Here is a 23298-nt window from a genome sequence, read left to right as displayed (position 1 = left end):
ATGCGGGAAGGTCTTCACTGCATCAGTAATCACACCAATCTGGTTAAACGGCAAACTAAGTGGTGGTAAAGACTGACATCGGCATTATTACTGTTCCCTTTGCGTGACATACTCTGGGTCACTCCGGCATCTGCCAGCATTGAACGCCACATCGGCGTCCGGTACTGCCAGCCCTGGACGCCCTTCTAAGAGTCAAGCTGTTATCGGGATACTGTTGATCCGCCTGTTTTGATTGCGCAGTAACGTGTAAACTTCGCGGGAGATATATCGCTTTAGACAGCGTATCGCTTCCATTTTTGTATGTCCTTCGGCTACACGCCTGGCGACATATTCCTTTGTTTTTGCGTCAGTTCGTAAGCGTCCGATGGCGATGATGTGAAGTGCACTATTTGCAGCACGATCTCCACCACGATTAAGTCGGTAACGGTTCGTTTTTCCAGAAGAAACGGGGACCGGGCTGACACCACACAGTGCCGCAAATCCTGATTCTGATCTTAACCGTTGAGGATTGTCTCCGGCAGTGATCAGCAACTGTGAAGCGCTTTCGTATCCGATAGCATTACGTTTAATCAGCTCAGGTGCCAACTCGTCGACAATTGCCGCAATCATGACATCCAGATCAGCGATTTCGTCATGTAACTCGAGATAGCGTCGGGCAAGGGACTTTAATGAAATGCGATAAACGTTGGTTACATTGCGGTATTCACTGGCATCAGGTCTCCAGGAACCCAGGGTCCTGATGAGCTGCATGCGCGTCATATTTCTGAGCTGTTCACGTAATTCATCCGGGGCAGAGATAATATTTGAATGGATAATCTGGAGAGCGACTCTGCGGGCTGATATTGCTGTTTTTCGGCAAGTTTTTAATACCCGCAGGGACTCAATCATGCCATCACGCGTTTTGGGAGTAACTGTCCTGATGCCTGAGAATGCTGCATGAGCGGCACATTCAGCATCAATTGTGTCACTTTTACCCCGTTTGCGTCGCTCCATCCGGTCTGGAGCAGTCACCTCAAGAACTTCTAACCCGGCGTTCTGAAAATAACGAAGCAAACCGGAACCATAGGTACCTGTGCACTCAACACCAATTCGCTTTAATGTCCCAAACGAGGTCATCCATGCCAGCATCTGCCGGTAACCTTGTCGTGTTGTGGAGAAATACTGAGTCCCAAGGACTTTATTGTTCTGATCTACGACAGCGGCAACGTGCAAATCTTTATGTGTATCCACGCCACCCACAACGGCAGCTTCGGTAACTTTATCAACCATGACAGAGCTCCTGTGAGGAAACAGAGTTGAATCTCCAGACAGATAACCCGGACAGGACAGTAACGAGACAAGCCGTCAGGCCCTTCTTGAGTCACGCGCATCGGTGAGGAGATGCCTCGCATGAAGGCGCTTCCGGCAACCGACGGGTCCAGGGCAGGACACAAAAGGTCGATCGCTGTGTGAGTCAGGATGCGGGAAGGTCTTCACTGCATCAGTAATCACACCAATCTGGTTAAACGGCAAACTAAGTGGTGGTAAAGACTGACATCGGCATTATTACTATCGCTGTGGAACATCACCCCGACGGGCTTACCACGGGTTTCCCATGCCATTTCCAGTGCTTTCATGGTGAGCCTGCTGTCCGGCGAGAACGACATGGCCCAGCCCACTGGTTTTCTTGCGAACAGGTCGAGAACAACGGCGAGGTACGCCCAGCGCTTACCCGTCCAGATATAGGTCACATCACCGCACCACACCTGATTTGGTTCCGTTACGGCGAACTGTCGCTCAAGATGATTCGGGATAGCAACGTGCTCATGACCGCCACGCTTATACCGGTGAGTCGGCTGCTGGCAACTGACCAGCCCCAGCTCTTTCATGAGTCTGCCAGCAAGCCAGCGCCCCATCTGGTAGCCTCTCTGGGTTGCCATTGTGGCGATGCTTCTTGCTCCGGCAGAGCCGTGGCTGATGCCATGCAGTTCAAGTACCTGGCTGCGTAATACAGCCCGTCTGCCGTCTGGCTTTTCAGGACGGTTTTTCCAGTATTTGTAGCTGCTGCGATGGACCCCGAACACATGGCAGAGAGTGGCCACAGGATAACGCGCCCTGAGTTTCCCGATTATCGAGAACTGTTCAGGGAGTCTGACATCAAGAGCGCGGTAGCCTTTTTTAATATTTCATTTTCCATTTCAATACGTTGTAGCTTTTTCCTGAGCTCACGGATTTCAATTTGTTCCGGGGTAATGGGGGAGGCTTTTGGTGTTTTTCCCTGCCGCTCATCACGTAATTGTTTCACCCATCGCGTCATTGTGGAAAGGCCGACATCCATAGCGCTGGCTGCATCTGCCACGGTGTAGTTCTGGTCAACGACCAGTTGAGCGGATTCGCGTTTAAACTCTGCGCTGAAATTTCTTTTTTTCATTATGACACCTGTGTTGTTCTGAGGTGAGCATATCACCTCTGTTCAGGTGGCCAAATTCAGTAAACCACTTCAGTTAGCGATCAGTTTACTAAAAGCATGCTCAAAGCTATTAATAATATGATGCTCGATATGCTTGCTGCGATTTCAAGAAAAGATTATGAAGACAGAAGAAGGAGGCAAAAAGAGGGTATCGATAAAGCCAGAAGTACCGGCGCATATCCTGGGCGGCAACCTGACCTTAATAAACATGAGCTGATTAAAACCTTGCGACTGATCAATGGGAAGTCAATAAACGAAACCGCAAAACTAGCAAATGTATCGAGAATGACAGTAATACGAGTATGTAAAAATACAGAGTAGTAATAGTCCTTGTAGCTCCGTAAATTATTCGTGCGATCAGATTTTTCGAATGAAAGGTAGAGATTAGGGCGGGATATTAATATTAAACATTACGGTTAAATCTAATTAATTTTAAACATCCCGAATAATACTTTATTACAGTCCAAAGTTTTAAGTTCCCAGTCCAGTGAGTACTGGGAACTTTTACGATTAATACATCGACGAATTGAATCAATCAACTTCACCGCGAAAGTAAACTTGTTTTATATACCTACCGCGACCATCACCATGCCCTAAGTCCATTGAAACTAAAGCCTCAGCTTCTTCACGACTCATTCCATTATTAACATGAAAACTTACGGCATCACGCGAATATGCATAACGCAAACTGTGAGGTGCATCTTTACCGGTCATTCCAGCTTCGCGAACAATATTTCTGTATCTGTCAATTGCTGTATGTAGTGAAGGGCGATCAATTAATTTTCCATTATTACTTTCACAATATTTAATCGCCGATTCAATTATAGCCAGAACCTTCTCTTTATTAAATGCGGTAGTTTCCCGGACACGCCCACCTTTTGTTCCGAAAATAACGCGTATACGTTCATTGCCTTTGAGCAATTCACTGCGCCACGTTTTTAACGATTTAGCTGACTGAATAGTTTCTTCTGTACGAAGCCCAAGATAGCGAGCCAATTGAATACCTAATGCCACGCCTTTATCTTTACGTTCTGCAAATGTAATTACGGCATTTAATTTATCATTTGATATTGGTGTTTTAGTTCCATCCCTACTTGCCCCCGAAATGCCGAGAGCTCGATTATTTAACTGCTCGTGATTTGGATCGGCCATTTTAGTTTTACCTGCCGACATCAAGACAGAACGTATTGCGGACATCTCGTTTTGTATGGTTCTGAATGATAAGTTTTCGGCCTTCCTGCTTTCAATATACTTAATGATATGAGACGTCTTAATGTGTTTTACGTCTCTAATTTGAATATTAAGCATCGCCAGACGATCTGAGAGCCGTTCAGAGATTTTTGAACGGTCAGCTACAGTCTTGAAACTTCCTCCTCCCTGACGGGAAAGAGTGACTAGTTGCTTGGTTAGTAGCTTACTGAATTTGGACATTGCATTACTCTCCCTGGAACACACATCCCCCAGCTTTCTCGAAAGCTGGCCAATCTGCATTCCATATGTTCAATCCCGACGACACGGTTACTTTTGCGCTTCCTGCGTCTCAACTGGTATCTGTGCATCGGGATGGCTGAATGTTGAGTTCTTGCGAGGCACCCCAGGTCGCTGACCTGTTTGCTGCTAATGCAGAGCTGACGCTAGTTCAGCTGCCTCCGGCGCTACTTTCGTAGTGCCGCCATCGATACCGAGTTGATTACTCTCCTTATTTTAAGTTGGACGTTCAGACGGGCCTCCCGTCGATATTACGTTGTTGTTTAAATGAGTTTTAAACCGTAAAAACACGCACTACGTGTGTGTCAGATGGTAGTAAAACGTTGAAAACCACGTCATACGTGGATTGAGACGTTATGCGCTACGCGCGTCACTTGGTAGTGTCTTCGCCACTTCACAAGTGACGCCGCGCAGCTTCGTGCTCCTAATGCAACTCCGTAAGCGGCCAAATGTACCAAATGGCCTTATCCGTCGATGCAAAAGTCGTACGAAACTCAGGGCGTATCCCTGAAAAGAATCATAACGTAGTGAAAGATCAGAGCCTGATTCAGCTCCTTTGTAGACAATTCATCATCATAAAGACGTGAATCATTGATGTGATAGCCGGTCATTCTCAACCGGTAACCTTGACCAGATTCTGGTTCCCGTTTTCAAAGGTTAAACGGGTTTCCCGCCCAAAGGCGTCCCTCTCAGGTTTTCGGGACTTTAGCTGGCAGTCACCCGAAGGCGCTTCTCTCAGACCGCTGAAGCATTAGCTGGTAACCGCCCGAAGGCACCCCTCTCAGGTTACTGGGGTTTTGGATGGTCGCCGTAGCGACTTCTAAGCAAAGTGGATATTAGCAATGGCTCAAATAACCGTCAACTATCTTGCATTATTTATAATCAGGATCTGGATAAATCACCATGGCAATTGACTTTAGCTCATCAATATCATTAGCCAGGAAAGGTATAAATGATTTTTTTTGAATTTTTTCAATTATTCTATCTCCCAGAATCATGGGTACATACTGATGACCAGGGAAAATTTCATCAGGCTTACCCACCAACACTCCCCCTGCTAATTCATGACAATCAGAATAAAAACCAGCAATACTACTCAGATAAGAAATATCGATTAAATGACCCGTATCTGTTGTGTACCACGCATGGAGATTTAAAGCTGGTCTGTTCAGAAAGTCCTCATGCTGAAATCCCTTCCTGGACCATCTTTCAAACTCATCATATGATGGATTATAAATACTTTGATCCCCTTTCCATATTTGTCCAACAGTTGTCCATATTCTGCAACCTAAAGCATCTTCAAAATAAGGTTTTAAAAAATGACACCACTTAATACATTGCCCTGCTGAAGATTTGAAATCTCGCAAGCCCGTTGCAGAGCACACATACTCCATCATTTTTTCAAACTTAAGCGGCCTTTCATTTATATCTTTAACCGTGCCTTCGTTAAATCCTAATTTTTTCGTAAAGTTTAAAGCATGCTCAAAGTTAGCAACATAGTCCAGCGTGTCACTATATCCTAAAGGACGATATCCTTTGTTTTTTCTGAGAGATGATAAAAGTTTAAACATAGTTCCCCTATTAAATATTGAGTGCGGATTCACCTTATCCACACTCATATAAATATTATTTTCCTTCAGCAGAGCTTTTAATATTTTTCATTAAGTCCTGCAATCCGGAACTCGCAAGTCTTTTTTGAGATGATGAGCTATATGTTATAAAAAGACGGCTCCCTGAACCATTTTTTTCGAGCTCAATAGTAAGGTGATCATCATAATCACCCCAGTCAGAGCCCATTTTATAATAGCTGCCGGGCATTGAATCCCATTCCTGATGGCTGTCAGTTATTGCGCCAGCTACCCACTCGCCGTCGTTATTCCTTTCTCTGATCGACCTTAATTCATCATTGGATAAAAACTTATACTTTCGTTTTATTCTGGCCGCTGCCGTATCAACATCAACAGGGAGCTTGAAACTTTTTGAAGTGGATTCTTTTTTTTCTGACTGACGAGGAGTCATGACCTTCGAAGAATTATCTGAGCCATCCCCTCTTAAAGAGCTCATTAAACCTGATGCACCATCACTAATTTTTTTATTTGTTTCTGCTATCTCACTCATACTACAGGCAGTCAGTAAAACCGGCAGTATAAAGGCAAGTCCGAAACTCCTCATATTCACTTTCCTCCATAAATTAATAACTTTTGCACAATGTAACAGGCCGTAAAACCCTGCCGCATTGTTCAATGAAAGTCAATAATTCGGAATTGCCGGTTGAGCACATTAATAGAACTACCTCGCCTTGATGATGTCATCCAGCCTGGTTGTAAAGGCAGGCGAAAGTCTTTCTCTTCGCATCTTCCAGCCTGTGGCATCACTTTTAATGCCCTGCCCTGCAAACCAGACCGAACCTTTACCTGAGTGATTAATGCTATCGATTAATGTCATCAGCTCTTCGCTGTTTCGATGGGGCTGAAAGTCATCAAAAAGAGTTAATTGAGATACGGCTGCGCTTCTAAAATCACAAAGTATTACGCCAGCACGATGGTAGCGGTGTCCTGGAACAAATATCGTGTCAAATGCCTTGATGGCTGCGTTGATGATATCCCGGGAGTCCTGAGCAGGTACAGCAAGCTCTGTTATTGCCTGATTTTTATAAAACACCTCATTTTCTGAGAAAGGGCTGGTACTAATGAACACTGCTACCCGTTTACAAAATTGATGCTCTGCACGGAGTTTTTCTGCTGCACGTTCAGCATGAGCGCAAATGGCCTGATGCAGACTGACTTCGTCCGACGGTTTTTCTCCAAAAGATCGGGAGCATATGATTTGTTCTTTTGGGGCAGTAAATTCTTCTAAACCGAGGCAAGGAGTACCGTTCAGCTCTCTGACCGTGCGCTCAACAACTACTGAAAACTGTTTACGAATGAATGAAGGCGACAGCTCAGCCAGCTGAAGTGCATTGTTAATACCCATAAACTGTAATTTTTTACCCAGCCGCCGTCCGATACCCCAGACCTCCTCAACTGGTACTAAAGCCATTAACTTACGCTGACGCTGTCTGTCACTGAGATCTACCACACCTCGCGTTGCGGGCCAGCGCTTACTTGCATACTGAGCCAGTTTGGCGAGCGTTTTTGTAGGGCCTATTCCCACTCCCACAGTCAGATGTGTTCTTCGCTTAATCTGAGCACGTATCTGGTGGCCAAACACCTCAAGCGATAACAGATTACGCATACCAGTAAGATCACAAAAAGCTTCGTCGATACTGTAAATTTCCACTCGCGGAGTCAGTAACTGCAAAATAGTCATCACTCTGTCTGACATATCAGCATATAAGCTGTAATTACTTGAAAATGCTACAACGCCCTTTCTCTCAGCCTCACGACCAACCTTGAACCAGGGATCGCCCATTTTTAACCCAAGTGATTTTGCTGCTGAGGAGCGGGCTATTATGCAGCCATCGTTATTAGACAGCACCACCACAGGTTTGCCACGGAGATCGGGTCTGAAAACTGTCTCGCAGGAAGCGTAAAATGAGTTAACATCGACCAGGGCGAACACTGTTAAGCGTCCTTGAACTTGAATGAATGCACAAGATGGCGTACCACACCGAAGACAACTGTTTCGATGTCATCAGTCAGGGGTATTGCTGAATATGCGGGATTAGCTGGCACCAGGGCTGGAGAAGGCAACAACTGCAGTCGTTTACAGGTAAATTCTCCATTTACAGCTGCAATGACAATATCACCGTGCTTGGCCTCACGAATACATTCAACTATTAATAAATCTCCATCTCTGATACCGGCGTTACGCATCGAGTCCCCTTCTGCTCGCACCAGGTAAGTACTTTCTGGATAGCGGATACAAAGGTCATCCAGGGAAAGACGCTTTTCGACATAATCCTGAGCGGGAGAAGGGAAACCACATGAAACCCCATCGCCAAACAACGGAACGCATGCCAGTGATGGATTGCTACCTGTAAGTCTGGCGATCGCCGCCATCATCAAAACCGGTGTGTTGGCTGAATTTTTCTGCGAAATTTTATCCCAACACATCGTCTGTTCTAAAGGAATCGGCATGGTTCGCCCCCTCAAATTGCACTGTATATAAAAACAGTATAATGATGCATTTTTGTTGATGACAAGTCGTAACGCGTTGGAAAAAATTAACCTGATGATTTCTAGAGAATTTATTTTGTAGCTCTGGGTACTGAAGCAGTAATTAGTAATTGCTCAAAAAATCCGCTATAGTCGCACAATAATTCTCTAACTCAGGACAGGAGCCTAAAATGCATCTGAACCAAGAGGAACGAGCCAGCCGCCGAGGCGAACGTATTGCGTTTTATTGGAAGTTCCTAAAAAGAAACTTCTTCCATTTGAATCATAAGTTTGTCTCATGGGCCACTAACCATAATATGCCCGGCTGGGTTGGAAATATCCCGGCGGTTTTATTATTTTCTTTAGTTATTTTAGCGTTCATATTATGCGGAATGCTTATCGCAGGATCGGCACTACTTTTGGGAGGGCTAGTTTTTGTTGGCTCAGCTCTCTTATCTAGTTCATCAACAACTAAGGATATGGATGAAAATAATCCCATATCCGGTCAAAAGCCAACTATGGAATACAGGGCTCATGGAGATGCAGGTTCAGGATGGTATGCTTCTGGTATAAAACTTGAAGACGACGACTAAAGCATCAGTCGTCGTCTTATCTTTTATTTTCCTACTTTATTAACAACCAAATTTGCGCCCGCTTCGCCTAACTTCCCTCCTGAGTTTTTGCTTTCAGCCGTACCGCTTACAAAAGCATTGCTTAGCGATTGAGCGATATTGACTCCTGCCCATGATAAAGCGCCTAGCCAAACAGCAGGCAGTACGATAAACATCGCTCCCATCACCAGATTCATAATGAGGTCATCTGAGCTGTTCTGCAGTCCCGCCATATTAAAGCGGCTATGTGTATCTGAACTGTACAACGCTGTCAGGAGCCAGCTGTCGAGCCAGCGCGCCAGTTCCCACCAGAACGTCAGGAAGTTCAGAGCGAATATTACAAAAGTCAGAGTGATAACGGTCTTGAACTCGTAAGCCGCAAACGCGAGAATCAGCGGCAGCATGACGTAGATTGCCATCAGCAGGATAGCCTGCACCATTGGCAGCGCCTGTCGCATCGCATCGAACGCCGGGAACGCCGCCAGACTGCCGAGAGATGTACCGCCAATAGCCGCCACGCGTGCCGCGGCATTATCCAGGGTAAAATCGGCGTTGCCGCCATAGCCGGCATACACGTGACCATTCTGTGAGACCGTCAGGCTTTCCGGGCTGACCAGACGACGGATGACGGCTTCCTGATAGTCACTGTCGTTAAAGCCTGACATTTTCATTGCGGCCGAGATACGCAGCCACATATCGGGGTCGGCCTGGTCCTTCACCCGTGCTTTCAGTCCTGTGTCCGAACTGCTCCACCACTCGCTGCAGGTGGGATAGCCCCCTCTTCCTGTATTGGGCCGGCCGCTGTCCCGGTTGTCGGTCCACGGGAACGCAGCCCGGGGCAGTTTCGACTGCAGCGACGGATAGTACCGGCTCAGGAATGTACTGCTGCCAATCCATTCGATATCACGCAGCGTGGTTTTATCTTTTGTCTGTCCCTGGTCCTGCTGCTTCCACAGGTACAGCGCAACCGAATAGCAGTCGTTGGTGAAGTCCTGCAGCTCCTGCGCCAGCGCTTTGTTGTCGATACGCGTATGCTGCACTTCAAAGCGGATCTGCCGCATGTCAGGGCGGCAGGGAATGGTCGCCACCGCCGCCTGGGTTACCCCTTTCGAGAGTTTATGAATCAGCACCCACCATACCGGTGCTGCAGCCGTCTGGTCGTTGAGACTGGTGACCACGCCGGCATAGCCGCTTTCATCCGGCGCTTTTGGCGTCCACACACCACAGCTCTTTGCCCGGGTTGTGTCGTACTGCATCGTACTGAGGCTGACATTAATCAGCGGTACGCAGCAGGCAATCATCACCAGGAAGCCAGCATACAGCGCGTTCTCGATACGGGGCAGCGACAGCATCCCCTTGTTGCCTTCATCCTCCCCCTCTTCCCGGACCCTGAGCCAGATACCCACCACCTTAAACGCCAGCGGCAGGACAAAAAGGCCGGTGCTCAGCAGGACATTCCACAGGCCATTGTTGATGACCCAGCCGAGCAGCGTGAGAAAATACTCAAGATAGCTGTTTGTTGTCATCGTCAGACTCCCGGACCGGTAAACATCGCGTACTCACACAACGCGATAAAAAGCACACTGACCACGCTGATGCGCAGCAGCGGCCGCCGGAACTCCTCCCGAAAACCCGGCGCATGCCGGATTTTCCACAGGCCCCACGCAACCAGCGCATACAGCGCCAGCCGCCATATCAGCCAGCCGTAACGCGTCGACTGCATCCAGTGCCGGAATGCAGCAGCCTCCCCCGGGTGTTTCATGGCGGTGTCCGCCACCATCAGCGAAACCACCATGAACAGCGCCATGCAGGCCAGAAAGATGCCGGCACGGGTCAGGACTTTCCTGACAGTCATTTTATTGTGCATACCTGTTCCCTCATTCGGCCTGTTTCGGCGTGGCCATCTGATTGAAGCGGCTGTCGGTATTGTCATCAGACTGGGTCTGCGGGTTGGTTTCAACACGCTGGTTTTCGCGCTCGATAATGGTCAGCACCGAATTACGGGACAGCTCACGCTTCATCTCCATCTCGGTTTTGAGCGCCGCGATTTCCCGGTCCAGCGCCCCGATGCGCTCACCGGCAGCACTGATAGCTTTTGGCTGGGCGGCAGCATTGGGCTCTGACATGCCCGTGACCATCATGCGGCGCATCAGCAGGGCCGTTTCCACCGTGTCGGACATGGCCAGCTCGCCGGCAAGCCGGGCGGTCAGGGCCGCATTATCCGGATCACGCTGCAGGGCTTTAATCACGCCGGCCGTCACCGGCAGTCCGCCGGTTTTCAGCTTCGCCAGATTCGCGGCCGTGGGCTTCTCCGTACCGTTGACCAGTTTCACCAGCTGCTCAGCGTTGGCTTTGGTTGCGTCTTCCAGCAGGGGCGCAAAGCCGGTCCCTGCAACCGTCGTCCCGGGCTGGTTCCCGGCATCACCACTGGTGCATTCGCTGGCGTTGGCGCAGGTACGCATGGATTTGTCGCCCAGCACCTTCACCGTCATGGCCGCCGCCTCCTCAGCGCTGCCGAATTTAGAGCATGCGCCGCCGTTACAGCTGCTCTCGCCCACCGTTGAGTTAGCCGTAACCGGCAGACCGTTCATCATGTTGTAGCCGGCAGCGATCAGGTCATGGGTAACGCGGATGGCAGGCTGGCCCGCGCCGCCGCGTTTCTCTCCTCCGATCCAGTTGCTGCCCGACGCGCCGGTGGCGTTCCTGCCTGCATCATCGGCCCGGACCGCATCAGCGTCGCCGCTGTTCACGATGGATTTGTATTCATCCATCATGGCCTGCTGTGTCCAGTTACTGCTGTCGCTGAAATCCATCATCTTTTTCGCCATGTTCTGGCAGTTGAGCTGCGCCTTGTCGAATGACACATTGGCCTGAAGCACGCCGTTGGTGAGCATGTCATACAGACCGGGGTTAGCCCGCTGAATGACCATCGCCGGCAGACTGGCCACCGCGCCGGTGGCCCCCTGAATCACGTCGCCCATCAGGTTTTTAAAGCCGGATGTGACGCCGTTGAGCTGGTTGCCGACGGTGGTTTTCAGGTCAAAATTGCCGCACATCAGGTCACTGCTCCAGCCGGTATTCAGCCCCAGCTTCTGCATATTGCCGCGCGTGGCCGGCTGGGAAATGACCGAACCGCCGCCGAGGGTGTAGAACAGTTTGTCCGACACCGCACCATCGACGGATTTGCCGTAACCGATGGCGCTGTTGTTCACCTGCGGCAGGGACATGCCCAGGATGGTATTGTCATCATCGGCCGCGTGTGCGCCCGGGAGGACAGTCAGCAGTGAGCCGGTCAGCAGCAGGCTTACGCGAACGGCTGAAAATGAAGGTGTTTTTTTCACGGTTTTCCTCATCAGATATCAGTGCTGCCCAGAAATTTCTGCCCGCGCTTTTTGCAGCAGCTGTAGGGCTGCCAGAGCGCAAAGGCTTCATTGTTATCGCTCGCGGCGGTATAGCTCCCATCCGGGAATACGGCACATGACTGAGTCATGTGGGGAGCCAGCCGCTGCCATTTGTGATTTTGCGTGCCGGTGTTTTCCGTAACCTCGCCCGGTGGCCAGTACCCGTCATGGCGGTTGCCCTTAAGCACCTGATACACATGCGGCTGGCCGGCGCGGGTGATAATGTCTGCCACACGCTGCGCCACCACGGCAGAGGCTTTGTCATCATCGGTCTGGCTGATAAACCCCGAACGGGGATAGATGTTGCCCCACATATTGGCTGCGGCCTGACTGCCGATTTCCCGCTGGCCGGGCACAAGCGCTTCCGGATACAGGGACTCCGGCACGCCCGTGCGCCAGGCCGCCGAATCCAGCGTACTCAGGAAGTAAGGCATTAACGGGATGGCTGCGGTATCACAGGAATAGCCCGGAATACTGCCGCCAATCAGGGAGGTGGCCGGGTGGCCAATCGCATCGGCATACTTGAAACGAACAGCGGACTTGCGCTGGCCGGGTTTTTTCATGTCGGCCGGATTGGCTCCTCCGGCAGAAACACCGGAAAGCCCGCTGGTCACGGCACTCTCTAACCCGCCGGCGGTCTGGCTGACAAACGCCATTTCCTGCCACGGGTTGCCGCCCGGGGCGACATAGGTTGACACCACCGTCTGAGGAATGAAGTGAGTGACTTTGACCGACGTGCGCACCTTGCAGCCAAAGGGGGTGCAAAACAGCCAGTAACAGATGCCACTGACACGCCAGCTGATACAGTTTTGCGACACGGCGCTGGCAATAATCTGCGCCGTGTTAAGTGCTGCAACAGCTGCCGGCGCGGTTGCCGTACCCAGTACCGTGGCAACCGCCAGCGAGCACACCGTGGTTCTGATGCGGGAAGGTGTTGTATTCACTGACCACCTCCCCGGTTACGCAGGGAAGTGGCCACGGCAACATCCGTGGTGCCGTACACCACATCGCGGTCATCAAACACCACGGCCGGCACTTTTTTGATGCCCAGTTCCCAGGCCCGGACCACCTGCCGATAAGAATCGTTTAGTTGCAGCTGTTTTTGTTGCCAGGCAGGAGACGTCATAACCTGCCTGACCTGTGCTTCGGCCTGCTGCGGGTCTGCAGGCAGTTCCCCGAACATGTCGGCCTGCAGCCGGTCAGGACCATCAAGAAGGACCACCGGCACGTCCGGCGGCAGATTTGTCGGCAGATGTTGACTGTCGGTGAAGACGACCGTGCCGGCCAGTACGGATGCCGGCAGCAGAGCCGGCAGGAAAACAAGAGAGGTCAGTTTCATGAATCGGGCTCCGTCAGACTGAATCGCCTGACAGCGTGCCCGTGGCCGCTCAGAAAAGCCGCAATAAACTGTTTTTCCGTTAACGGAAATTATTTGAAAACCGTCTGGCGAAGAGGAAAACTACCGGTTAAGGAGCGAAGATGAGCTTATTCATCATCACGGCTTTTAATTCTGATAGCATAATCCTTGTCAACCATTCCCGCAGAACTGTTTGCATTCACCATGGAAGGTCTCACCCAGTGAAGTTTGTCATTTCTGCGACGTATATGACCTCTCCGAAGGTGCATTCTTTTACTGCCCCCTTTGGTGCCTTCACCACTTGATTGAGCAGCGACTTTCTCATCTGAAAGCTGCAATACCTTATACGTGTAAGCGGGTAAATCCTTTTTCTCCATAGGCTTTACACGCCTTCCATTAACGAATTTTTTTTGCGGTTTAGCGCTCAACGTTACAGGTTTGACGTTCTCACAGTTCAGAACGCTACACGCCTGTATAAAAGCCTGAAGTTCGTCTCTGGTATCGATAAGTATCTGCGCATAAAGTCGGTCAAGACTGCCTGCCTGGGCGCTCATCTCATCTTTGAACTCCGGGCAGGCAACAAATGGTTCAGCTTTAAACTGAGCACTGCCAGGAGTGAGAGATCCCGAGTCCCGTAAAACCTCCAGCGCAATTTTCGACGCAGGAAGTTGCTCTTCATCAGCTACTCTTTTACGTAATGTATTTTCATGGGGGAAGAAGACCCCTCCAATACCTAAAATCCACTGGCTAATTGAGTCGGACCAGGAAATTGGGAGAATAAATACTCCACCATCGGTAAAACTTTTGAGAATTTGATTGCATCCGGGAACAGGTTCAAACCCGGCTCGACTCTCCCAGCACAGAGCGATTCGTTTAGTGGAGGGTAAAGTGGAAAAACCAGGGACATCTTTATCGGGCTCGTCCTTAACCCAGGGAATCTCAAAAACGACTACTGGATAGGGCAATCTCGCTAAGTCAAGATGAGCCTGCCTGTATTCATCAGGCTCAATGATGTCACAACAATTGGGGAGAATAAACTTAGGACTTTCATGTAATAAATCAATCACCTGCCTCATAACATAGGCAGTGTAAGGTGCATTTTCACGTATCCCCCGCTCCATAATTTTCAAATCTTTTATAGCTTCGACGGTATAATTCAGGGGTTTAACCGTTTCTGTATACACTTCAGGGCTCCTTATTCAATGATTCAAACCACATCCTAGAAAAGGAGTAATCATTCTTCAATGCCATACGGACAAGTAAAAAATAACCCCTTAAAATCCGTCTCTTATGGCAGGGTTTACACCGAAAAAAAACCGGCCCCAGCGGCCGGTATTAAAAAAAGCATTATGTTATTTTTATTATCAGGCCCTGGTGAAGGCAAGTCTGTAGTTACACGTCCAACCCGTTAATCCACAACATCAGGTACACCAGGTCAGCCGAATCCGGCACCGTGATATACCAGCGCGGATGCGCGTACTCCTCTTCCTGCGGCCAGCTCGTCTGTCCCGTCACGGTGATAAGAATATTCACCGCCTGCTTCAGCTTTCCCTCAAGATAGATGGCCACGCTGCTGCTGAGTCCCACCCGATGCGGGTGACAGGTCATTTTGACCGGCCCGGTCAGACGCTGCCTGAGCATCGCCCGCAGCCTCACCAGATGCTGATGTGTCGCCGGGAGCACGCCGGGCTCCCCCTGAGGCGACAGAGTGAACAGCGCACCGCCACTGTGCTCATGAATGGCGGGTTCAGGGTACTTCAGTGTCATCATACCGTGGCAGGCTCCTGTGGTTTCTCCGTCAGACCGCGCAGACGGTCCAGATTCTGCGCGACGCGTTTTGCCGCCTCCAGTTCGCTGCAGTGAAATTCATTCATCAGCGCCCGGCGCTCGGCTTTCTCTTCTTTTTCCGTCATTCCCAGTGCCAGGAAGAGACTAGGGGGTACGGCACGAAACAGCGCTTCAATCCGTTTCGCCAGCACCACCCCTTCCGTATAACACCCCGACAGTTTACTGGCGGAAAGCAGCACCGATTCCTGCTCCGGCGTGAGCGCGCGGAAACGGCTGATATCTTTGACCTCCTCCGGGGGCATGGTCAGACAAATCCACCATTCCGCCATGTTCAGCATTTTTTCGGCAATATCCGGGTAGTCTTTAAGGTTCTGGGTGGCCAGCCACAGCCAGGCACCGAGCTTACGCCACATCTTGACCACCTTCGTCATGTAGGGCGACAGCAGCGGGTTGACCGTGACGATATGCGCCTCATCCACCGTGAAGACAATATCACGGCCCAGGAACTGGTCACGCTCCGCGATGTTGTTGATCATGTTGGTCATCGAGACCATGGTCAGGGCCATCTGCGCCTCGTAACCCTCACGCGCCAGATGCCCCAGGTCGACCAGCGTCACGTCCGCTTCCGGCCACAGCTCCCCTTCGCGGTTGAACAGCTCCGCTTCAAAGCTCCCGGCCTGAGTGAACATGCCCAGGGATTCCGCCATTTCCGCCGCTTTCGCCTTGCGCTGAGCATTGCGGACATTGATGACGCCCTCATCGTTGTCAGAGGCAATGTCGTACAGCGCCTTCTGCAGGTCAGACGGCAGCATCTGCCGCCCTTCCTTATACGTGGCATGTGCCGCCATCAGCAGCGCCTCACGTATCATCGCCCTGTCGGCACGCTTAAGGTCGGCCTCTTCTTTCGGGTCGCCGCCGGTGATCATCATGCGCGCGGAGATTTCCATTTCACCGAGAACGTCACGCTTGTCATCCTCGCCATCGTCGTCCGTGTCGATATCAGGCAGGTCGCTCTCATCCACGGCCTGGGCGGCCAGGCCTTCTTCCACCAGTTTGTGAGCATCAGCAAACGGCGGCAGACTGACGCCGCTTCCGGGTTTGACGCTGATTTTATTCACCGTCAGCCCGAGGCTGTCAAAGAAGTCGGCCAGCAGGCCGAACGAGTTCCCGGCCTCCGCAATAAACAGCCGCGGACGATGGACGGCCATCAGCTGGGAGAGCGCGGCACACAGCGTGGCCGACTTGCCCGCCCCGGTCGGGCCGAACAGCAGCAGATGCGCGTTCTGGGTGCGGTCGAGCTTGTTGAGCGGATCGAATGTCAGGGTATCCCCGCCGCGGTTGAAAAAGCTGAAGCCGGGGTGCCCCGTGCCGGTTTCCCGCCCGGTTACCGGCAAAAGTCCTGCCAGGTGCTGAACCCATGTCAGACGGGTATACCAGTGTTTTTTGTCGCTGTCCGGGTTAAAGCACATCGGCAGCGCCCGCAGCCAGCTGTTCAGCGGACCTTCTTCAAACTCCGGCCGTACCGGCTGCAGACCGGCCCCGAGCAATACGGTGGACAGCTCCAGCCGCTTGCGCTTCAGGCTGGTCATGTCATCGCCGCGCAGCAGGAAGGTGATCCCCGCCCGGTACAGCTTGTGCCGGTTGCCCAGATACTCTTTGACCGTCTTCACATCCTGGCGGACGCGGCCCGACTCGGTATTCTCACCGACCGCATTTTTCGACAGCCGGTTAAACTGCTCTTCAAGCCGGTCCTGGGGCTGCACCACCACGGTCATGCACACCATGGTCCCTTCCGGAAACATATCCATCAGGGCATTAATTTTCTTTTCACCCCGGCTTTTCTCGCCGGTCAGGGTGCCCGGCTCCGGCGGCGTACGCAGTTTTTCCACCGCCACCGCGCAGTGCGGCTTGTTGTCAATCCACCACACGCCGTTTTCCGGGTCTGAAACCGGCGGCGTGAACCACAGGGTTTCGGCAAAATCATTGCTGACCGGCACGGTGCCTTCAGGCGTCTCGCGCGGGTCTGCGTAAGCAGCCTGCCGATAGAGCGTGGTTTTCTCCACCCAGTCCGGTGACGGATTGAACAGCCGCAGCAGCCAGCCATGCACCTGAAGGCCGTTCTGCCGGGTGCAGCGGATCCCCGCCCCGCCCAGGGCATTAACGACCCGGTCGCACACCTGGTTGAGCATCGCCACCGGCGGCATCGGATCCCGGCTTTTCCCCAGCCAGCGATAAACAACCATCCGGGTGCGGCGCTGCTGCCCGCGCCACGGCTGGCCGGTAATCAGCGAGTCAGTAAAAAGTCCCTCAGGCCGGGAGATACTGCGAATATGGCGCTCCATTTCACCCAGCCAGGCGTCGGTAAACGCCGTGCGCTGTGCATGTGGTTTGACATACCCGCGCAGCCTGTCCAGGTACGCGTCAGTGTCGTCCTCGTCCTGGCAGAAGAACTGCACGACCCAGGGATTCACGTCATGTTCATCAAAGCTGTCCTGCAGTGCATCCTCAACCGAGTCCCGGATCTGCTCCAGGCGCTCTTCGGTTCGCCCTTCGGTCGCCACCGGTGTCACATCATAAACGGCCCCCACCGACACGCCGTCATCAAGCAGGAGACACTGCTCTTCATCGAGAAATTCTGCCCAGGGCAAAAAGTCAATGATGGATGGATTGGCGTGATAAACCTTCTCCTCATCCTGGCGCGTCATTTTCCCGGGGCGCTTCAGGGGTTGCCGGCCCTTCACGGCCGCGGTCAGGGTTTCATCTGCCTGAACGGACTGGCCGTCATCAACCGGCGTCTGCCGGTCGGTGGATTTATTACGCGTAAACAGTGAAAGCATTACAGGGCCTCCGTGCGCTCACCAGGCATGGCATACTGCGTCTGGCTGTAGAACGGGAACACAGTGCTGTAACCCGGCACCGGCGTGTTACCGTCGGCCAGATGGGGATACAGGTACATCACCATGTCGGGGTTGGGCAGCCGGGGAAACTGCTGGGTGATTTCGCTTTCCTGAGTACGGCTGTAGCTGCGGTCGGCCTGCGCGTCCGCCTGCGTTTCGCTGCCCGTCAGCGGCCGTCGCAGCGTGTCGCGGGCCGCCGCAGACTGGCGGGAAGTACTGCCGCCACCGTCCGCCCCGTTCCACAGTTCCAGCATGGTGTTATCGCCCGCCGGCAGCATTTCCTCTTTGGAGGTTGAGCAGCCGCTGAGCATTACACAGCTCAGGGCCAGAATGAAAACCGTTCTGTACATTACCGGTATCTCCTTTGTGAGGCGGCCGGATCGTAACCGCCGCAGATAAAAACGAACGCACTGACATTCAGCAGGTGCCCCAGCTCCCGTAATGTCATACGCGGGCAGTAAAGCCGGCGCGGGATTTTCGGGCTGCGCCACGAAACGGCACACTCCCGGGCACTGAGCGGCAGGGAGAACCTGCCGATATCCAGTAAAAGCTGGCCATCGCGCCAGCGCAGTAAAGGTGCGCCGGCAGGCAACAGCGCTACGGGTCGCAGCAACAGAACCGCAGAAGACGCAGGGATCACGTCAATATGCCAGCCTGCCCCGTCGCTGAACGTCCAGCACACGGATGAAAGAGGGAAAAACGTTATCTGTCCCGCCATGGTCGTGTACTCAGTCCAGTCCGCCGTTGTCACTGACGCCACCCGGCAGGGTGAAGTCGTAGCGCACCTTACGGCCCTTATCTTCATAATCAATGGCCAGCTGACGGGTGATATGCACGGCGAGCCGGGCACCGGGCGGCACATAAATGGCATCAAACGTCATCCCGTAACGCTGTTTGATCCAGTCCGTGGTTTCAGACATGCCGCCGGAAATGGCTTTCCCCAGCGCCGCCTGTCCGGCGTCGCCGGTCATGGTGGCAGAAATGCCATTCACGTTGTTCTGCGTCGTGTACTGCCCCTGGCTCATCGCTTCACCCGCCGCACCGGCAGCCGACAGGCCAAAGATGGTGGGCAGGTAGGTGGAGGCGTTGGACTTACGTTCGCCGCCAATGCACGGGATCCCGTTTTCATCCGAGATCCAGCCGATACCGCCACTGGTGCCGGTATCCTGTTTAGCCTGAGCGTTATTATTTTGCCCGCCGGCGTTGTTACTGGTGTCCGGTCTGGGGAGGGTGCGTACCGTACCGTCGGAAAAGACAAAGGTGACGCTGTTAACCTGCCCGCGCACACAGGACAGTGTCCAGTCACCGCTGGCCGTCCCCGAAACAATCGCCCCTTCGACGTCCGGCAGCTCGATGCCGTTTGCCGTCAGGTTATCCTTACCGATAAGCACCTTGAACGGATAAGGATCGGTCACGGTGCCGTTAATGGGCACCCGGCCAAGGAGTGCCGTCATGGCGCGGCTGCCGACCAGCGTGGAATTTTCCGGCAGCGTGTAAACCGGCTCTGCGCTCTCTTCCGCCCCTTTTTCATTGGTACGTCCCTTCACTTTCTCCTCATAGGCCGCTTTCTGTCGGGTCAGCTCATTTTCACCCAGAAAAGAAGTCGGGAACTGAGGTGATGCCTTGCCGCTGGCCGCGTCCCGCGGATCCGTCTCTTTCTGGTCCGTCGGCGCGACCCACATCATGCCGTCGCTGCCCTGAGACGCCGCCCCGCCGGTGCTGCTGCCCATGCCGTCCAGGCCCAGCCCCAGCGGGATATCGCTGTCCGCCGTTTTTTTCTCGGTGTCAGGCTTTTTGAGTTTGTCGGTCAGCTCCTGGATTTTCGCCGTCAGGCTCAGTTGTTCGTTCTGAAGCTGCGCCTGCCGCTTGTCGTACTGCTCGCGCAGACCATTAACGGCCTCATTCACCTGTCCTGAAACGTCCTGATTGCGTCGGCGCAACCGCTCGTTTTCTTTCACCAAATCCGCGTTCTGCTTATCCAGCGTTTTCTGGCGGTCACGCACATCGTTCAGCCGGCCGATGAGCGTGCGCAGGGTGTCCTCCGGCGTGTCGCCTTCCACACCCAGCGCCTTCAGTTCATCTGGCGAGAGATTATGCAGGGGGCCGCCGCTTTGTTTTGCCTGGGACGGCTCTGCCGGTTCGTTTTTGCAGCTTTTAAGCCCCACGGCCAGCCCGGCAATCACCACGGCCGGCACGATAAACTTCACCAGGGCATTAGATTTAATCTGCATGGCGGGCCTCCTGTTTTACCGTGCGGGTCGCTTTACGCAGTGCAGACGGCTCAGCAATGAATGCGCTCTCCGGACGACCGGCGGTCACCACATACACCGTGGTGGTGTCTTCAGGCGTGCCGGCCGGACCGACCCAGCGGTGCTGGAAGGTGGCGGACACAAACTGTCCCTGCAGCGCGCGCGGATCCAGAACGACCTTACGGCTGCCGGTGTTCGTGAGCCTGAGTGCCACCACGCTGCGGTTTGCCACGCCCCAGCCAGCCAGCGGCGTGACCGTTAATGGTTCAGAGGGATACAGCGTGCTGACACGTCGGGGCAGATGAGGATTGACCGGATGAATACCCGGGACCGCCTCGACCGTACGTGCCGGAGCATAAAGGCTCTGAGCGGCATATCGGGTCAGCAGCACCGGGATGGGGGCGCTGTAGCGGATTTTTTTACGCTTTGCCTGAGTACCGTCATCGCTGCCGGTGGGAGCAGATGAGCCTGATCCGGAAGCAGCCCGGTCTGCACCACCTGGCTGACCGGCCGCATCGCCGGCGTGACTCAGCGTGCTGACATCACCGCTGTAGACCAGCCGCACCGGCTCAGTCGGCCCTTTTTCACCGGCGGCGATATCAAACAGCAGAACCTCGCCGCTTTCCACATCCTGCAGCTGCACCCGCGTCTGCGGAAAGGCGCTGTCGGCTTTCAGGTAGACGGCTCCCCCGGTGCTCTGCACACGGAGTTTACCGTTAAGCGCCGGCGGAAAACCAACGCGGACGTTTTTGTCCACAAAGACCACCCGCTCCTGCCCCACCTTCAGGGGGATCTGCAGCGGAATACGCTCCCATTTCATCAGCTCATCTGCGCCGGCAGGACGTGATACCAGCGTCGCCAGGGGCAGCAGGGCGAAGGACAGCGCCATCAGCCCGGCGCGGTAGTGGGGGTTTTTACTCATCACTGAAACACTCCTGACTTCTCCGGTTTAGGTGCAGGCGGTGCCGCCTCCAGACGCTGGGGCACACCGGCATAACAGTCCAGCGCCAGACCGAACGGGTTGCGCTCCGCATCACCTTCCCAGCGCACCACTTTCAGCGGGTAACGCACCAGGGCGCGTTTGACCGGCTCGGCATGGAAATATTCATCGGCCACCACGTCCAGGCGGGCTATCCAGTGATCGCGATCCTGTACGGTCACGCTCTGTGACTGGTAACCGCGACCGGGCACTTCATACACCACGCGCACGCGGTCGGTGAGTTCCCCGGCGTCACCGCGTTTCTTTGCATCCGCTTTCAGGAAATCCTGACAGGACGGCGTCAGATACGGCGACAGCGCATTGATTTTGGCGGAATAGTCCACCTCGCCGTTTTTCGGCCAGGCATTGAGCTGCTGAAAAATGTAGAACGCAAAGGAGTAGACCGTCGGGGGCGGCACTTCCCACCAGGGCCGCGTACTGCCGGTACGTAAATCCGGCGGGTTATGCACGGTCAGCTTGCTGGGCGCCAGCATCCAGCCGGCACAGGTGAATAAAAGGAAAAAGGCGAGCACGGCGCAGGCGATGCGCAGCGTCTGAATATGCTGGTCGCGGTCTTTTACCGCATGGCGATAACGGCTCATGAGGCTCTCCTGTTACGTTTCACTGACCAGCCCCGGGCATCCACAATCAGTTTCGGATTGCCCATCCCCAGCCGGCGTTTTTTCGTCTCCAGTCGCTGCCAGAGCCAGTTCTCGGGCTTACCGCGCTTGAGCCTGGCCATCCAGCGGCCGCCGAACCAGACGAGCAGCAGCGGCATGACCAGCAGGCCGGTGGGAACGACAACCCAGCCGGCAAGCGGGATAAACGGCAGTGACAGGAGCAGACCCGCACCCGCGCCGGCAAGGGCTGCCAGCCCCATCTCATGGGTGGTAAACCCGCGAAACACCACGGGCTCACTGTTGAGACGGTCAGGTAAAAAACGAATGGTCTGCATCGTCGCAGGCTCCTACAACAGAATGTCGGCAGACTTGCCGAGCAGCCAGATAACGGCAACCAGCAGCACCACACCCACCACCACAATGGCCCCGAATTTGGTCCAGGTGGCTTTCTCATTGCGGACTTCGGTGAAGGTGTGCAGGGCGGCAATGGCAACGTTGATAAAGGCAACGGCCGCCACGACCAGCCCGCCGATAACAATGCCGTCCTGCAGGTAGCCCTTGATTTGTCCGGACAGCCCGCTTCCGCCTCCGGACTCCGGCGCTTCAACGCTTGGCAAGTCCGCAAAGGCCGGTTTGCAGGTGAGCCAGCCCAGGAGGGCAAGCGTACCGGCGCGGGTCAGCGTACGACTGGCGAGACGGCGCAGGCGGGCAACAACAGACTCAGAATGGTGCATGGAATTCATCTCCTGACTTAACGTTAATAATCGGGTTAACTGGCAAACATCCAGATACACACAAGCAACAGCAGCACGGTGCGGACAGCAAAACGCCCCAGGGCCGCGTCCCGCACTTTGGTGTTACTCCAGCCGGTCCAGACATCCGACAGCGCCCACGCGGCCCATAAAAAAAGAAATGCCAGCAGTGCCCCGATGCAGAGCAGATGAAGGATGTTCACATCAAGACTGCCGGAGCCGGCTTTAAACGCGTTCGTTTGTTCGGATGTCATGGACATCAGGGCCGCTCCCGCCGGTAATTACCGGCCACAAAAGACGGGTCGCGCGGTTGCGCGCGGGAGGGCTCCAGATAGCGGTCAATGCCGCTACGAATGGTGTTGAGATCGGATGTGGCCTGACGGTAATCAAAGAAAAAGCGGCCATGGTCAGCCGGGTCGGCCTGTGCAGCCGCCACGCGGGCCCGTTCAAGCGACGCCTGAACCTGGTCCAGCTGACGCTGAACAGACGCAAGCTCGTCTTTCTCGGATGCCTGTGCAGCAGCTGATGCCAGAAAGGTCAGCAATACCAGGCCAGTGATGCCCGGGACACGACGGTTGCGCCGCATGGCCGGACGATTTGAGTTCATACG

Annotated in this window: 24 protein-coding genes and 3 pseudogenes; 2 read left to right on the top strand and 25 right to left on the bottom strand. The window is 53.6% G+C overall.

The genetic code is table 11. The features are described from left to right. Positions 1 to 56: 56 nt before the first annotated feature. The 3 genes and pseudogenes from WC7_RS27250 to WC7_RS26270 all read right to left on the bottom strand — a co-directional run. Positions 57 to 176 (bottom strand): annotated as a pseudogene (locus WC7_RS27250) (IS3 family transposase); the annotation flags it as partial. A gap of 16 nt (positions 177 to 192) precedes the next feature. Next, a complete protein-coding gene (locus WC7_RS23960) occupies positions 193 to 1269 on the bottom strand; it encodes an IS110 family RNA-guided transposase (RefSeq protein WP_000227969.1) in 1077 nt (358 codons plus the stop codon). Positions 1270 to 1541: 272 nt separating this feature from the next. After that, positions 1542 to 2410: pseudogene (locus WC7_RS26270) on the bottom strand (IS3 family transposase); the annotation flags it as partial. 63 nt (positions 2411 to 2473) lie between these two features. Here WC7_RS26270 and WC7_RS0124210 point away from each other — a divergent pair. Beyond that, a pseudogene (locus WC7_RS0124210) lies at positions 2474 to 2770 on the top strand (helix-turn-helix domain-containing protein); the annotation flags it as partial. Positions 2771 to 2980: 210 nt separating this feature from the next. Here WC7_RS0124210 and WC7_RS23970 read toward each other — a convergent pair. From WC7_RS23970 to umuD, 5 genes are all read right to left on the bottom strand, one after another. Further along, positions 2981 to 3880 carry an integrase domain-containing protein gene (locus WC7_RS23970; RefSeq protein WP_016151333.1) on the bottom strand — a complete coding sequence of 300 codons (900 nt, stop codon included), beginning with the start codon at positions 3878 to 3880 and terminating at the stop codon, positions 2981 to 2983. A 929-nt stretch (positions 3881 to 4809) separates the two neighbouring features. Continuing rightward, positions 4810 to 5556 carry a hypothetical protein gene (locus WC7_RS0124205; RefSeq protein WP_155849766.1) on the bottom strand — a complete coding sequence of 249 codons (747 nt, stop codon included), beginning with the start codon at positions 5554 to 5556 and terminating at the stop codon, positions 4810 to 4812. Between the two features lie 7 nt (positions 5557 to 5563). After that, on the bottom strand, positions 5564 to 6109 hold the full coding sequence (locus WC7_RS23975; RefSeq protein ID WP_016151331.1) for a hypothetical protein: 546 nt from the start codon (positions 6107 to 6109) through the stop codon (positions 5564 to 5566). Positions 6110 to 6226: 117 nt separating this feature from the next. Further along, positions 6227 to 7498 (bottom strand): translesion error-prone DNA polymerase V subunit UmuC, encoded by a 1272-nt coding sequence (umuC, locus tag WC7_RS23980; protein ID WP_016151330.1) that lies wholly within the window; start codon positions 7496 to 7498, stop codon positions 6227 to 6229. 2 nt (positions 7499 to 7500) lie between these two features. Then, positions 7501 to 7938, bottom strand: coding sequence for a translesion error-prone DNA polymerase V autoproteolytic subunit (gene umuD, locus WC7_RS0124200; RefSeq protein ID WP_196808004.1), 438 nt, complete (start codon positions 7936 to 7938; stop codon positions 7501 to 7503). A 287-nt stretch (positions 7939 to 8225) separates the two neighbouring features. Between umuD and WC7_RS23985 the strand changes: the two genes are divergently transcribed. Further along, complete coding sequence (locus WC7_RS23985) at positions 8226 to 8627, top strand: hypothetical protein (RefSeq protein WP_016151328.1); 402 nt, start codon at positions 8226 to 8228, stop codon at positions 8625 to 8627. A 23-nt stretch (positions 8628 to 8650) separates the two neighbouring features. On the opposite strand, the gene WC7_RS23990 is transcribed toward WC7_RS23985, so the two are convergent. The 17 genes from WC7_RS23990 to WC7_RS24070 all read right to left on the bottom strand — a co-directional run bounded on the left by WC7_RS23990 (position 8651) and on the right by WC7_RS24070 (position 23295). Beyond that, the gene (locus WC7_RS23990; protein ID WP_016151327.1) at positions 8651 to 10171 is read right to left on the bottom strand and encodes a conjugal transfer protein TraG N-terminal domain-containing protein; all 1521 of its coding nucleotides are present in this window, start codon (positions 10169 to 10171) and stop codon (positions 8651 to 8653) included. A 2-nt stretch (positions 10172 to 10173) separates the two neighbouring features. Then, on the bottom strand, positions 10174 to 10512 hold the full coding sequence (locus WC7_RS23995; RefSeq protein WP_016151326.1) for a hypothetical protein: 339 nt from the start codon (positions 10510 to 10512) through the stop codon (positions 10174 to 10176). Positions 10513 to 10522: 10 nt separating this feature from the next. Continuing rightward, positions 10523 to 11998, bottom strand: a complete 1476-nt coding sequence (locus tag WC7_RS24000) for an integrating conjugative element protein (RefSeq protein WP_032946781.1) — start codon at positions 11996 to 11998, stop codon at positions 10523 to 10525. Further along, the gene (locus WC7_RS24005) at positions 11998 to 12990 is read right to left on the bottom strand and encodes a TIGR03756 family integrating conjugative element protein (protein ID WP_016151324.1); all 993 of its coding nucleotides are present in this window, start codon (positions 12988 to 12990) and stop codon (positions 11998 to 12000) included. The genes WC7_RS24000 and WC7_RS24005 overlap by 1 nt, the downstream gene beginning before the upstream one ends. Beyond that, the gene (locus WC7_RS24010; protein ID WP_016151323.1) at positions 12987 to 13385 is read right to left on the bottom strand and encodes a TIGR03757 family integrating conjugative element protein; all 399 of its coding nucleotides are present in this window, start codon (positions 13383 to 13385) and stop codon (positions 12987 to 12989) included. Before WC7_RS24010 ends, WC7_RS24005 begins: the two co-directional genes overlap by 4 nt. 146 nt (positions 13386 to 13531) lie before the next feature. Continuing rightward, positions 13532 to 14587: an AcrVA2 family anti-CRISPR protein gene (locus WC7_RS24900; protein WP_016151322.1), complete on the bottom strand. Its 1056-nt coding sequence runs from the start codon at positions 14585 to 14587 to the stop codon at positions 13532 to 13534. 208 nt (positions 14588 to 14795) lie between these two features. Next, complete coding sequence (locus tag WC7_RS24020; protein ID WP_004115528.1) at positions 14796 to 15173, bottom strand: hypothetical protein; 378 nt, start codon at positions 15171 to 15173, stop codon at positions 14796 to 14798. Continuing rightward, the gene (locus WC7_RS24025; RefSeq protein ID WP_016151321.1) at positions 15170 to 18028 is read right to left on the bottom strand and encodes a conjugative transfer ATPase; all 2859 of its coding nucleotides are present in this window, start codon (positions 18026 to 18028) and stop codon (positions 15170 to 15172) included. Before WC7_RS24025 ends, WC7_RS24020 begins: the two co-directional genes overlap by 4 nt. After that, positions 18028 to 18438, bottom strand: coding sequence for a TIGR03751 family conjugal transfer lipoprotein (locus WC7_RS24030; RefSeq protein WP_006785978.1), 411 nt, complete (start codon positions 18436 to 18438; stop codon positions 18028 to 18030). Before WC7_RS24030 ends, WC7_RS24025 begins: the two co-directional genes overlap by 1 nt. Continuing rightward, positions 18438 to 18839 carry a hypothetical protein gene (locus tag WC7_RS24035; protein ID WP_228744044.1) on the bottom strand — a complete coding sequence of 134 codons (402 nt, stop codon included), beginning with the start codon at positions 18837 to 18839 and terminating at the stop codon, positions 18438 to 18440. The genes WC7_RS24030 and WC7_RS24035 overlap by 1 nt, the downstream gene beginning before the upstream one ends. Further along, positions 18817 to 20319, bottom strand: a complete 1503-nt coding sequence (locus WC7_RS24040; RefSeq protein ID WP_016151319.1) for a TIGR03752 family integrating conjugative element protein — start codon at positions 20317 to 20319, stop codon at positions 18817 to 18819. The genes WC7_RS24035 and WC7_RS24040 overlap by 23 nt, the downstream gene beginning before the upstream one ends. Continuing rightward, a complete protein-coding gene (locus tag WC7_RS24045) occupies positions 20309 to 21259 on the bottom strand; it encodes a TIGR03749 family integrating conjugative element protein (RefSeq protein WP_016151318.1) in 951 nt (316 codons plus the stop codon). Before WC7_RS24045 ends, WC7_RS24040 begins: the two co-directional genes overlap by 11 nt. Then, positions 21259 to 21918, bottom strand: a complete 660-nt coding sequence (locus tag WC7_RS24050; RefSeq protein WP_016151317.1) for a PFL_4703 family integrating conjugative element protein — start codon at positions 21916 to 21918, stop codon at positions 21259 to 21261. The genes WC7_RS24045 and WC7_RS24050 overlap by 1 nt, the downstream gene beginning before the upstream one ends. After that, positions 21915 to 22271 carry a TIGR03750 family conjugal transfer protein gene (locus tag WC7_RS24055; RefSeq protein ID WP_004115534.1) on the bottom strand — a complete coding sequence of 119 codons (357 nt, stop codon included), beginning with the start codon at positions 22269 to 22271 and terminating at the stop codon, positions 21915 to 21917. The genes WC7_RS24050 and WC7_RS24055 overlap by 4 nt, the downstream gene beginning before the upstream one ends. Before the next feature lie 12 nt (positions 22272 to 22283). After that, positions 22284 to 22670 (bottom strand): TIGR03745 family integrating conjugative element membrane protein, encoded by a 387-nt coding sequence (locus tag WC7_RS24060; RefSeq protein WP_006785968.1) that lies wholly within the window; start codon positions 22668 to 22670, stop codon positions 22284 to 22286. Positions 22671 to 22705: 35 nt separating this feature from the next. After that, positions 22706 to 22948 (bottom strand): TIGR03758 family integrating conjugative element protein, encoded by a 243-nt coding sequence (locus WC7_RS24065; protein ID WP_004115536.1) that lies wholly within the window; start codon positions 22946 to 22948, stop codon positions 22706 to 22708. Beyond that, positions 22948 to 23295: an integrative conjugative element protein, RAQPRD family gene (locus WC7_RS24070; RefSeq protein WP_016151316.1), complete on the bottom strand. Its 348-nt coding sequence runs from the start codon at positions 23293 to 23295 to the stop codon at positions 22948 to 22950. The genes WC7_RS24065 and WC7_RS24070 overlap by 1 nt, the downstream gene beginning before the upstream one ends. Positions 23296 to 23298 lie beyond the last annotated feature (3 nt).

Source organism: Citrobacter sp. KTE151 (assembly GCF_000398845.1).
Lineage (GTDB): Bacteria > Pseudomonadota > Gammaproteobacteria > Enterobacterales > Enterobacteriaceae > Citrobacter > Citrobacter braakii.
Note: the sequence above shows the minus strand (reverse complement) of the source record. Positions and strands in the feature narration are given on the sequence as shown.